At 39.8% G+C, this 13,116-nt stretch carries 10 protein-coding genes; 5 read left to right on the top strand and 5 right to left on the bottom strand.

What is annotated here, in order from left to right:
• The 3 genes from J7338_RS17545 to J7338_RS17535 form a co-directional block, all read right to left on the bottom strand.
• Window positions 1–995, bottom strand: a 995-nt coding sequence (locus J7338_RS17545) for a TonB-dependent receptor plug domain-containing protein (protein WP_210798258.1), incomplete at its 3' end; no start/stop codon positions are given.
• A 400-nt stretch (window positions 996–1,395) separates the two neighbouring features.
• Complete coding sequence (locus J7338_RS17540) at window positions 1,396–4,188, bottom strand: TonB-dependent receptor (RefSeq protein ID WP_210798257.1); 2,793 nt, start codon at window positions 4,186–4,188, stop codon at window positions 1,396–1,398.
• 270 nt (window positions 4,189–4,458) lie between these two features.
• Entirely contained in the window at window positions 4,459–6,849 is a 2,391-nt protein-coding gene (locus J7338_RS17535) for a DNA polymerase II (RefSeq protein ID WP_210798256.1), read from the bottom strand.
• Between the two features lie 60 nt (window positions 6,850–6,909).
• On the opposite strand from J7338_RS17535, the gene dinG reads away from it, so the two are divergent.
• The 5 genes from dinG to J7338_RS17510 all read left to right on the top strand — a co-directional run bounded on the left by dinG (window position 6,910) and on the right by J7338_RS17510 (window position 11,155).
• A complete protein-coding gene (dinG, locus tag J7338_RS17530; protein ID WP_210798255.1) occupies window positions 6,910–8,985 on the top strand; it encodes an ATP-dependent DNA helicase DinG in 2,076 nt (691 codons plus the stop codon).
• On the top strand, window positions 8,985–9,761 hold the full coding sequence (locus J7338_RS17525; RefSeq protein ID WP_210798254.1) for a sulfite exporter TauE/SafE family protein: 777 nt from the start codon (window positions 8,985–8,987) through the stop codon (window positions 9,759–9,761). The genes dinG and J7338_RS17525 overlap by 1 nt, the downstream gene beginning before the upstream one ends.
• Before the next feature lies 1 nt (window position 9,762).
• On the top strand, window positions 9,763–10,383 hold the full coding sequence (locus tag J7338_RS17520; protein WP_210798253.1) for a primosomal replication protein: 621 nt from the start codon (window positions 9,763–9,765) through the stop codon (window positions 10,381–10,383).
• Between the two features lie 339 nt (window positions 10,384–10,722).
• Window positions 10,723–10,995, top strand: coding sequence for a late competence development ComFB family protein (locus J7338_RS17515; protein WP_210798252.1), 273 nt, complete (start codon window positions 10,723–10,725; stop codon window positions 10,993–10,995).
• A complete protein-coding gene (locus J7338_RS17510) occupies window positions 10,988–11,155 on the top strand; it encodes a YbaM family protein (RefSeq protein ID WP_210798251.1) in 168 nt (55 codons plus the stop codon). Before J7338_RS17515 ends, J7338_RS17510 begins: the two co-directional genes overlap by 8 nt.
• Window positions 11,156–11,187: 32 nt before the next feature.
• Here J7338_RS17510 and J7338_RS17505 read toward each other — a convergent pair whose 3' ends face one another.
• Window positions 11,188–12,222, bottom strand: a complete 1,035-nt coding sequence (locus tag J7338_RS17505) for an isoaspartyl peptidase/L-asparaginase family protein (RefSeq protein ID WP_210798250.1) — start codon at window positions 12,220–12,222, stop codon at window positions 11,188–11,190.
• 123 nt (window positions 12,223–12,345) lie between these two features.
• Window positions 12,346–13,050: a SapC family protein gene (locus J7338_RS17500; protein ID WP_210798249.1), complete on the bottom strand. Its 705-nt coding sequence runs from the start codon at window positions 13,048–13,050 to the stop codon at window positions 12,346–12,348.
• Window positions 13,051–13,116 lie beyond the last annotated feature (66 nt).

Raw genomic sequence — 13,116 nt, 5'->3', positions numbered from 1 at the left:
GTATGTCGCGTTAGCGGTGTACGGAAGAATTCATTATCACCTTCTTCAATACCATCTTTGAATTCATCTCCGTAGTACTTGTAGACTGAAGAGGTTGGGTCACTTGGTAGGTAACCACTGCCGATATCATAAGGACGAAGGGCTAGGTTATCATCGAATGTCCACTTTTTGCCACCCAAGTCAAACTCACTCGACTCATCATATAAGCCGAAGTGCTTTTTGCCTTCATAAGGAATATTAGCAGGGATACCATCTTTACCACTTGTATTATTTGGGTTGGGTACAGAAGAAACAGGGTTGTCATACCACCATGATTTATCACGCTTAGCCATTTGTTTCTGATCAGCAAAATCATAGTTAAAGATGAAACCGCCGCCATCAAACTCTTTACCGAGTACAAGTGAAGCAAATGTTTGTTCGCCACCGCCCTCAAATGGACGAGTAGTTGCAGCGTCAATCTCAATGCCGTCGAAAGAAGTACGAGTTATGATGTTAACAACACCGGCGACCGCATCAGCACCGTATACCGCCGATGCACCACCTGTAGAGATTTCAATACGTTCGATCATTGAAGTCGCGATATTGTTCAAATCCACAGTGTTATCACCAGCAGAACCACCAATAAAGCGACGGCCATTCACTAGTACCAGAGTACGGCTAGATCCCAAACCACGGAGGTCAGTTGTATTTAGACCGTTAGCATAGATATAGTTGTTTGAGTTTTCTGGACTTAGACCTACTTCCGCAGCTGGCATTTCAGATAAGAAGTCGTTTACATTACTAACGCCCGCATTTTCAAGTTCTACTCTACTGATCACAACAACAGGAGTCGGTGCGGTTGCAGCTATACGCTTGATCTTTGAACCTGTAACTTGAATTCGTTCGACTTCAGTTTTCTCTTCGGCCGATACTACCGTGCTTGCAAGTATCGCAGTTGATGCGGCACCAAAAGCGATCGCTAGACGAACTGCCTTTGAAACTTTATTATTTATCATTTGATTCTCCCTGGTCATATTTATATATGATTTTATTAGTTTTAATAGCTCATATAGAGTGGGTAAGTATCTATAAATGACACTAAGTACCCTATTGAGCACACCGATACTAATATTAGGGACAGTCGAAGGTCAACACTTATTTAACTTTGAGACCAGATGATTTACAGTTAAAAACAAAAGAACACAGTCAATAAACAACTTAAGCGACTGTTTTTATTGACCATTAATCATGTATTTACATTTTATGCAAAAGCTAGTGCAAAAAAATTCACTAATGCTGCTTCAATAAATGATAAATTGCTACATAAGAATGGACTTTCAAGAAATTAATCAAGCTGAGATATGTAAAAAAGCCTCGCTTAGCGAGGCTTTTTACTATTAAATCAAAAAAGCATAATTAGAAACTATAATCAGCTTGAAGGTAGAAAGTACGTCCATATGCATCAAAATAACGTGGGTCAAAGCCAACCTGATGACCAGCTCCACCTGTTCGTAATGAAAGTGGAGGTTGTTTATCAAACAGGTTATTAATACCAAATGTAATGCTTGCATTATCCATAAAGTCATACTTTGTTTGATAGTCTATTACTGTATGCGAAGGCACCCGCAATTGGATTTGAACACAATCACCAAAAGCATCAACCTCTGTTACAGAGCATGTGTCGGCAGATTGTAATTGATCTTGATAACCAGACTGGTAACTCGCTCTAACTGTATGAGCAAAATCGCTATGAGTTAGCGTAGAACTGATTTGCGATTTAATACGAAAAGAAACCGCATCATTATCACCAAATTGTCCTAAACTCGTGATCCAATCATCATTAGTACCTGGGCGAGTGTACTCATTTTCGATTAAATACGTACCCGTCCAACTAGTGCGAAGTGTACCAAATGAAAGATCATTTGTTAGACCAACGTGCCAATCAATACCTGATGTTACGGATTTACCGACATTTACTGATGACTGAATTATAGCAAGCTCATCTTCACCAGTTGCTAAGTTAGGACGAGTAGTAAATAAGTTTCGATATTGAGCCGCTCCATCAAAGATTTGGGCTTCAGTTAAGCTTGTTATTAAATCTTCCAACTCAACTTGCCAATAATCCATTTGAATACTAAATTCATTTGAAGGAGCGTATACAAAACCAATTGTGTACTGCTCTGAAGTTTCAAACTTCACGTCAGGGTTACCTTGAACAAATACACCGTATTGAGAACGTCCACTAAAACAAAATGCAGCTAACGGATCACTATCAGGGAAAGGACATTCATAATTTCCACCAGTTACGCCAAACGGAACGCGAGGACGAGCGATTGAAAGCAATGAAGGAGCTTTAAAACCAGTTCCTATAGATCCTCGAAGTAATAGATCTTCAGTAGCTTGCCAACGAGCACTAAACTTATAAGTTGTATCGCTATCACCATTATCAACATTTGCGCCTGCAATATTATCTTTTACAGAATCAATGTCGTCATAACGAACTGATGCGTTTAATTCAACATTTTCAATAACTGGCATTACTAATTCTGCAAAAATACCATACTGACTTCGTTCTAAATCATAATTAGTACCACTTGATAGGAATAGAATTTCCTCGTTTGCATTTGTTTCAGAGATTGAATTGTTATATTCATAATTACGGTAATCACCACCTACAGCAAGATAGGCGGAACCATCTGGAAGATCAAAAACTGGCATTGAACCTTTCAGATCTACGCCAGTCATGGTTACTTCGGTTGTTTCCCAATTTCCGCTATATACAACTTTTGATAAGGCTTGCTTACTGCCATCGTCTAACTCCGAAGGTGCTACAAATACATTAATATCACCATTCGAAACTGCCTTTATAAATGGTTCGGCAAGTAACCAGCCCGTAGGATAGTTTTGATCGCGTTTGTTCTTAGAATAGGTTAGAGCACCTTCCCAATCAATATTTGATGTAAAACCGCGTACACCAACAACTAAATGTGTAGAGTCTGTGTCATATTCCGTAGTGCGATTACCGGCAGGAAGCGCGCGCCAACGTGCCTGATATTGGTCAATAGAGGCGATTTCAGCTGCTGATAGGCCCTCTGGTAAATAAGGCTGTATTTCATTTTCTACTAGTGAAGAATCTGACGGCAAATTAAAATAACCTGTAGGGTATGGTGCTATACGAGCAGTCATTTTGTTATTTGTATATGCAGCAGTAACAAAACCAACAATATCATCTGAAAGCGACACTTCACCGTTTACCATGAAGTTAGTTCGCTCATTTTCAGGGATTATCTCAATCGTAGTAGTGTAGTCAAACCAACATTCATCATTAATTGCTGAGTTAAATTCTGCACAACTACCGTTTTTATTAGCATAAGGGTTGAATGCGGCACGAACCTGCTCACCAGTCTTATCATCAGTATATCGAATACGCGCATTACCTGGAATAGCATTCCCTGAACCATTAAAAAAATATAAATCGCGACCTTGGTCTTCAAAAGACAAAATACCTGTTTTAGCAAAATCACGATCAAGAGCTGCAAGCTGTTCTTGTTCTTCATGACTTGCCGAAAAAACGAAGCTATATCCATCTCTGTCTAAATCACCAAAACCTGTTGTTAGGCTTAAGCTCCAGTTATTACCACCATCTTCCTGTGGCTTGTCATAGCGAGCTGATACATGCGTTTCATCAACACTACTTTTCAAAATAAAGTTTAATACACCAGCAATGGCATCTGAGCCGTATAATGCAGAAGCACCATCAGTTAATATTTCAATCCGTTCAATTGCTGAAAAAGGTATTGAATTAAGATCGATTGTCCCCGCAGAATCTGCAGGAGCAAGTCTACGACCATTCAATAAAACAAGCGTATACTGTTCACCAATATCATGAATTGAAGCAGATGAAATACCACCACCACCTCCTCCAACTGAATCTGATGATGTAGTGAAGCCTTGCATTGCAGGAATTTGTTGAATCAAGTCTGGTACATTCGTAACACCAGTTTTTTCTATATCTGCGCGGCTAATTACTTGAACCGGCAGGGCCCCCTCCATATCAGTTCTTTTAATCGCAGAACCTGTAACTTCGATTCGCTCTACTGTTTCAGCGGCTTTTTCTGCAGCAATTGTACTTGCTGAAAACGCAGCTGTTGATGCTGCACCAAAAGCGATCGCTAAGCGAACAGCTTTTGAAACTTTATAATTTAACATTTGATTCTCCCTGGACCACTATGTTGTGGGTTTTTATTTGATTTTTATAAACAATCGCAACGCTTATGCTGCGAAAGCACCACAATACTAACCAAAAAAAACTAATATGCAAATATTTGTTCACATTAATTTAATGTATATGGCATAAAAACCAAGTTAATACAGGATATCGGTACAAAATCAACTATAATTGCAACAATAAAATTGATGCGCATTCGAAAATACACTTTTTAGCAACAATAATTTAATAACACCGATATTTGGAACTATTTAAATAAGTTGTAATTGTGCTTTATTGGGCGAATTGAAATCTTTATTCAAGGGAAGCAGGATCATTTGTGCGATTGGTTTGAGCTGTTTTTCGACATAAATTGCATAGTCATATTTTTGACTTGTCTGGGTTTGCTGCACGTTTGCATAGAGCTCTGCACCAATATGGGTGTACACATATTCAACAATTTGGCCTTTATTAATAACAAATTCAGGGTGAGTTGCTTGGTATTTTTTGACAGCTTGGACTTGAGGAGGGATATTTTTTTGGTAATCAGCCAAGTGTTGGCCGAGTTTTTTTCTGTATACGAGTTTGTCATCAAATTCCCCAGCATACAAACGCGTAATGTAACTTTCAATAATCGGTGTTAACATTTCAACAGTAAAACTGTCGCTGAATAAAGTTTCAAATAGTTCGGTTTGAAACTCATGCGCTAATTCTGTCCAGTCACTTCGTACGGTTTCCATCCCTTTGAAAATTAATTCTTTTTTATCATCCTCTTGTACCTGGCCAACATAACGTTTTTTTGAACCGGTGGTTTTTCCACGGATAGTCGGCATAAAAAATGGGCTATAAAGTGTTTCGAATTCTATTTCTAAATAACTTTGTGTCGCAAAGCGCTGTTTTATTGTTTGCTGCCATTTTTCATTAATAGTATTAGCTAATTGCTTGCCAATTTCTTTGCAGTTATCTGAATCAAGTTCATCTGGTAGGCTCACAAATGTTGAATCGGTATCACCATAAATAACAGTATAACCAAGCTCTTCGATCCACAATCTGCTGGTTTGCATTATTTCATGACCACGCAAAGTAATAGAGCTTGATAAGCGTGGATCGTAAAAACGACACCCCTTTGAGCCTAACACGCCGTATAAACTGTTCATGATGATTTTTATAGCTTGCGACAGCATGGGCTGAGCAGTATTTTTTGCGTGTTGCCGTGATGAGGCTAACTTTTTTATTAAATTAGGAAGGTGATGTTCAGTGCGAGAAAAAAAAGCGTCTTTAAAACCTGCAATCGCGTTATTAGGATCCTCTAAGCCGCGAATTAACCCAAGCGGATCAATACAAAACGTTTGCATAATCGATGGATACAAGCTTTTAAAATCCAACACAATAACATTTTTATATAGCCCAGGAATTGACTCCATCACAAAACCGCCAGGGCTTTCAAACGATAAGCCATGATCGCCTAGATTCGGTGCAACATAACCGCTTCGATGCAATAACGGTAAATATAAGTTAGTAAACGCAGCGACAGAGCCGCCCATTCGCTCCAATTCAAGCCCTGTTAGTTGCGTACGTACAATGGAAAATTCAATAAGCTTTAACTTTGCAAAGATACGATTAACGAGCACGCAGTCTTGTCGGTTATAGGCTGCGAGTGAGAGTTTATCTTCATTGTATTGACGAATAATTTCACTGAGGCGGTTATCGCTTTGAATTAATTTTTTTTCACCCAGTATTTTGTGGCTTACATTAGCCAATGAGAAACTATCAAAATGATAAGTGGCATTTTTTAAAGTATCAATACCATCTATAACGCAGCGACCGGGCAGGGTTAAGCGGGTAAAATGCCCATCTCTGAGCTGTAGTTGTCCATTACCTCGGCCAAACAATAATTTAACGCCAAGGGCATCCGCGCGTCGATTCAGTACATTAAAATCAAATTCAATGACGTTCCAACCAATAATAATGTCTGGATCGACGTACTGTAGCAAGGTTTGTAACTGATTTAATAAACCGATTTCGTCATGGCACCAATAAATAGTCTGTTCACTGTGTTGTGGCTCGCCAACCATAATAACGCAATCAACCCCCTCACCTACTAAACCAACTGAAAACAATACACCTTCACCACTGCATTCAATATCCAGTGACAGCGTTTTAAACTGTGGGGTATAATAATCAGCTGCTTTTAGCTGGGCATTGTCGATTTGGATAAAGCCAGCTTGTTGAGTAACGTCGCCTGTTACCCACACCCCACCTCGAATGAAACGCTCCATCAAAAAGCGATCGCTGTGGCGTACATCACCTTCATATACTGTGATCTGGTTTTCTAGGGGTTGGTTTTCTAAAAGCTGTCTTGCTTGATATAACGCTTGTGAGCTTGAAAAATAGCAAGCGATGCATTGTTCGCCACTAAAGTGTTTAATCGCAACGTCTTTAAATTCGACATTTATATTGTGCTTGGATAACAACTGAGCAGCTAAAGCACGTTGTTTTATTAAAATAAAAAATACCGCTTGTTGATTTGGCACTAACACTTTTATCGGACCATGATCAGAGCTTAGCCAATAGCACAGTGTGATCCCACTATGGCGACTATACTTATCAGCAGCATATTGTTGCCTAGAAAGTATAAAGCCTTGATAGATTGCTTGTGTCAACGTTCGATCCCAATTAATATACAGCACTGTAATTATATACATACTTTAGGTTATTCACCCATGCTTTCTGATGCATTAAAAACGACGATAAGAAAAATTCACAAGCATGTGGCCGATAACCTTAGTGATTATCGCCCTCGTAGTAGCCAAAATTACTTAGTAGCCGAAATTGCAAAAACACTGGCGGGCGAGTACCACAAAAAACAACGGATCTGCGTTATTGAAGCAGGAACTGGTACGGGTAAATCGCTGGCTTATTGTTTAGGTGCATTACCGCTGGCGCTTGCACAAAAAAAGAAGTTAATTATTTCTACTGCAACAGTAGCTCTTCAAGAGCAATTAATAAGTAAAGAACTACCCTTTTTTAAAAAACATTCAGGCCTTGATTTCAAGTTTGATTTAGTCAAAGGCCGCCAGCGCTACTTATGTGCTCACAAACTACATAATGCAGTCAACGGTGATAATCAAACGCAAATGGACTTTATGCCTACGCTTTCCTCGCCACTGAGTGCGATGGAAACTAAATGTTTGCAGCAACTCTACGATGCTTACACCAATAAAAAGTGGCAAGGCGATCGAGACAGCTGGGCAGATACTATTCCTGATCGCGTGTGGGGATTAATTGCTTGCGATAAACATGCTTGTCAACGACAAATGAAAGCACATCAAACCTGCCCTTTTCAACTTGCCCGCCAACGTTTAATGCAAATGGATGTATTAGTGATTAACCATTCATTATTATTAGCTGATCTTGATTTAGGTGGCGGGAAAATTTTGCCCGAGCCAGATAATAGTATTTACGTTATTGATGAAGCTCATCATCTTGCTCATATTACGCGTGACTTTTCATCTGCCGCAGCGACGATTAAAGGCACCATTGATTGGCTTGATAAACTCACCAAGTTCAGTGGTAAAATGGCCAAAGTATTAGTAGGTCAAAAAGCCATTGGGCAAAATTTTAAGCTCTGTGACAGTATTAATGATGCCAATAAAGACTTAAAAGTTGTTCGCGATATTTTGGATAATGCCGATTTTAACTATTCAAAAGACGATACATACCGATTCGAACATGGCGAAATACCTGAATCGTTACACACTAAAGCCAAAGATATCAGCGAGGCCACCCTCGATGCCCTGCGCTGCTTAAATAAAATGCACGATACCTTAGTACAAGATGTCAGTGATGGTGATATTAAACCCTATGTTGCCGATCCTATTTTAGGCGAAAGCGGCCATTATATTAATCGTTTAGAACAACTCAATAAATTATGGTATAGCTACGCCACTAAAGGCGAAGGCACGCCGCATGCCCGTTGGATAAAGCGCTTAGAGTACAAAAACCATCACGATCATTTATTAAGCGACTGCCCCATTGAAGTTGGCTACTATTTAAAAGATAAATTATGGCGTCAATGCGCCGGCGCTGTTTTATGCTCAGCGACCCTGACTGCACTTGGTTCATTCGATCATTTTGCTTACGAAAGCGGTCTTACTAAAGAAGAAGGTGTAAAATACTTAAAAGTACCTTCTCCGTTTGATTATCCTAATCAAGCCACATTACACATACCAACATCACACATCGAGCCCACAGATAAAGAGTTTAGCGACCATTTAGCCAAAGTATTACCTGATCACTTAAATAATCAGCAAGCCAACTTAGTGTTATTTGCCTCTTATTGGCAAATGGAACATGTAGTAAAAGCCTTGCGCACTCAAAACCTCAACATTTTAGTTCAAGGTGAAATGTCGCGTGAAGCACTGTTAAAACACCATACAAAGAATATAGATGCGGGCAAAGGCAGTATTTTATTTGGCACACAAAGCTTATCCGAAGGACTCGACTTACCGGGTAAATACCTTGAGAATTTAGTGATCACTAAAATTCCATTTGCGGTGCCCACATCGCCGATTGAAGAAGCGCAAGCTGAATTTGTGCAAAGTAAAGGCGGCAATCCATTTTTATCTATCACAGTGCCTGATGCGGCTAAGAAATTAGTGCAAAGCTGTGGTAGACTGCTGCGTAAAGAGAACGATCTAGGACGCATTACCATCCTAGATCGCCGTTTAGTGACCAAGCGATATGGCAAAGCCATGCTTGACACATTACCACCCTTTAAAAGACAAATAGATTATTAATGTTTGAACTTGCACTAGACCCAACAACTTGGGCACTTCTTTGCGCAGTGGCACTTGCCGCAGGCTTTATAGACGCAATAGCCGGCGGAGGTGGCATGTTAACCGTGCCAGCACTTTTAACTGCAGGATTACCCCCCCATTTAACACTTGGTACTAACAAATTAGCCGCAAGCTTTGGCTCTCTCACTGCAAGTGTGACTTACTTTCGTAAGCAACTATTTAATCCTCAATTCTGGGCCGCTTCAATAATCGCAACCGCCATTGGCGCGTTAATAGGTACACTTATTGTTGACTACCTTAGTATCGGATTTTTAAACAAGCTATTACCCATCGTGATTATTCTAGTCGCTTGTTATAGTTTGTTTGGCAATTTAAGCACGGTAGAGCACGACAACCTTCCACCATTGAATAAAGCAACTAAAATAAAACAATGGTTGCAAGGTTTAGGCTTAGGCTTTTTTGATGGCTTAGCGGGCCCAGGCACCGGCACTTTTTGGACTGCATCAAATAGCTTACTGTATAAAATGAGTTTACTGCTAAACTGTGGTTTAGCCCGTTCAATGAATTTTGTGTCAAATTTTGTCTCACTGATTACTTTTGTAGCGCTTGGTCATGTTAACTTTTTACTCGGCATCACAATGGGCTTCTTTTTGATGTTTGGAGCCTGGCTTGGAGCTCATTCAGCAATTCGGTTTGGCAGTAAGTTTATTCGTCCTGTTTTTAATACTGTGGTGATAATTTTAGCGTTAAAACTAATTTACGAGGCTTATTTATAAAATGCGAACAGCTTCTTTTGATAAGCTTTGCCAACAAGTTGCAACCTTAAAGCAGCATGCTGAGCAATTTGATAAAGCCAAGTTATTTGCTAAAAACCGTTATATGCAGGCACAACCCAGTTTATTTGACCGTGGTGTGTTTACTACTAAAAGCATGAAATTAGTTGATTATGTGTTAGAAATTGAAGATGAAGTTAATAGTCTTCCACCACTGGAGCGTCGCCATGCTCATAATTATGCTTTAGAGCGTATCGGTAATCAGGTGCAAGCCGTATTTAACGTCATTAAATCAACCCCTATTTGGGAAAAAGAAAACAAAAGCACTTACAAACCCCGTAGTAAAACCTATAATAAATCGGCACCTTACCAACAAGCTGTAAAACAAATTATGCAACCCGCCCATGAGCTATATGACGAACTCAAACAAAATCATGAGTTCGAGCGTCGCTTAGTGCTAATGGTTGAAGAATGTAAGCTAAGAATGCAAAACGTGGGCCCCGTTAAAGCAAAAGCCATAAACTTAGAGATCCTTACTCTTCATGGCCGCCTAGGTCGCTGCCGTAAGGCAATATCTGCCACCGAAGAAAAAATTCAAATAGTTGAAAGACAACAATTACGCTAGCCATGACTGTTTTTTATCATCCACTAAACTCTGTACTTGAATTACCTGCATACCATCGCTTTCCAATTGTTCAGTATAAGTAACTTAAACGCGCGATTACTGAACATAAGTTTCACACGTTCAAATCAACAGGTGGAGTACTCTTTTTTATAGCGGCAAGTATTCAAGCCGTTAAATACGGCATAAAAATGCAGCGGGTGGTAAGCTCCTTCGGCGGATATCAGCGAAATATACAAAAATTAGTTGAGGTTCATAAACTGCTTTTTCAAGCGATTGTCGATTTATACCCACACTTGGTATAAACTAAAAACAGCTCAATACCACTAAGGTAATAACACAGTGCGATTACATGACGATCTACACAACTACTATGAAAAAGTTATGATTGAAGAAATCATTAAACGACAACTTGAAAAGCACTATAGTGAAGACGTAATGGCTGATTTTTGCTGTACAGTACTAAACCAACTACCCGCTCGTTACATTCGCTATGACGTAGATATGGAGTTTTACTTACCACAGGCCGAACGAATTCATATGGAAGAACGAGTAAATACAGCTATTGATGTTGCAATCAGTCAAATAGCGAAAAAAAAGGTCGAGCATGAGTAAAGAGTTAACCAAAGCACCTACACACGTAAAATTAGCCGTTGACTTAATTATGCTGCTTGAACAACATGAAGTTGCAGCTGATGATGTGCTCAAAGCACTTGAGATAATCAAAAGCGATTATGAAAAAAAACGCCTCACTACTAATACACAGCCAGCATAGCTTACTGGCTGTAGAACATCGACATAACCTCATTATTCGTCTTTAAAAATTGCCACATAGGTCGCTTGCGTATTTGATTTGCTGGCCCGATACATACCACTGGTATTAAACGGTAAACTTATATTACCTTTGCTATCAACGATGATCACTCCTCCAGTACCACCAATCGGCTTTAGCACACTATTAATCACTTCATCACCTGCTTGTGCAATAGTCTTACTTTGATATTTAACTCGTGCACAAATATCAGCCGCAACATTATAGCGAATGAAATACTCGCCGTGGCCAGTGGCAGATACCGCACATGACGCATTTTCAGCAAATGTACCAGCACCAATTACAGGGGCATCACCAATGCGACCAAAACGCTTTGCAGTCATCCCGCCCGTTGAAGTACCTGCCGCCAAGTTACCGTTTTTATCAAGTGCAACAGCACCCACAGTGCCCATTTTATAATTGACGGGTAACGCCCGATGCGCAGCTTGATACTCTTTACTGGTAGCTTTGGCTTTATCTAGTTTTTCTTTTGCTTTTAATAACGCTTTATAGCGGTTATCCGTATCGAATAAGTTATTTTCGACCAATGGAACGCCCTGCTCTTTGGCAAACTCTTCAGCACCTTGACCACTGAGCATCACATGAACCGATTCTTCCATCACCAGGCGCGCTAAATTAATCGGATTTTCAATATGTTTAACACCCGCAACAGCGCCCGCTTGACGATCACGACCATCCATAATTGACGCATCTAATTCATGGCTGCCGTCATAGGTATATACCGCACCTCGACCGGCATTAAAGTATGGCGAGTTTTCTAATACATTGATTGCAGCCGTTACTGCATCAAGGCTTTCGCCACCTTGCTCAAGTACTTTATAGCCAGTTTCGACCGCCTCTTTGAGTTTAGAGCGATAAGCTTGTTGTTGCTCTGGAGTAAAACGGCTTTTTTCAATCGTGCCCGCCCCACCGTGAATAGCAATCGCGAAAGGTGCACTAGCGCTTATGGCTAATGGGCTTAACGTTATACAGCACGCACTAACTAAAGCGCTAAAAAGTGACTTGTTCATACAGGTAGCTTGTGTTGGAAATAAGTATAACCAATCTGAATAAATTGGCGCCAAATTACAACCCTAACCAGATAAAAGACATAAAAAAAGCGCCCAAAGGCGCTTTTTAATATTTTGTTTAAATTACGCTTGTTGCGCTTTCAAACGAGCTAAACGTGCTACTTGATGCGTAGACGTTAAGAAAGAGAAAATAGGCGCTAAATAACCACGCTTACGAAGCTCTAAAAAGTCTTCGTCGCTTAACTCGTTAAGCTTTTTCTCATCAATAAGGTAAATACCATTGATGTCTTTTTTCTCGCCTTTAATATCAACTGTTAATGTTTGCGCTACTAAAAGCTCTTTATCAGCAAGATATTTTGTGAATGCTTCAGTTACATGAGAAAACTCAATAAATGATACTAGTGCTTCTTTACGACGTTTTAAGTAATCTGTCTCTTCACCGTTTTCAAATAATGCATTACCTTCAGTTTCACCCACTAATGGGCTTGCTTCGTCAATCACAATACCGTATTGATCTTCTTGTGGGTGTTTAACTAGACCTAGTGGGTAGCGTGTTGTTGCCATAGGAGCAAACGCTGCAGTCCACTTACCATCTTGTACAAAAAGGTTTTCGCCAGGCTCTAAACCAAACATAGCTACAGCTTGAAATTGACCAGTCTCGTTATTTTTTACGAAAGACATTGGAAACTCATTTGCTACACGCGCGAACTCATGTGCAACGACAGGCACTAGATGCTGAGTTTTTAAAAATTCTACATTGATGCCGTTTTGAATTTTAGTGTTGGCATGTTTTTCGTTGTGTAAAGGCTGTACTTGTTGCTCCGCCATGTTACTGCTCCGTTATTAATAAGTTTATATTTTTGCTGTTAGTACCTTAAGGCTAAAGGTTTTGCT

The organism is Pseudoalteromonas ostreae (assembly GCF_018069805.1).
Taxonomy (GTDB): domain Bacteria; phylum Pseudomonadota; class Gammaproteobacteria; order Enterobacterales; family Alteromonadaceae; genus Pseudoalteromonas; species Pseudoalteromonas ostreae.
This window is presented reverse-complemented; position numbering and strand designations above follow the sequence as displayed.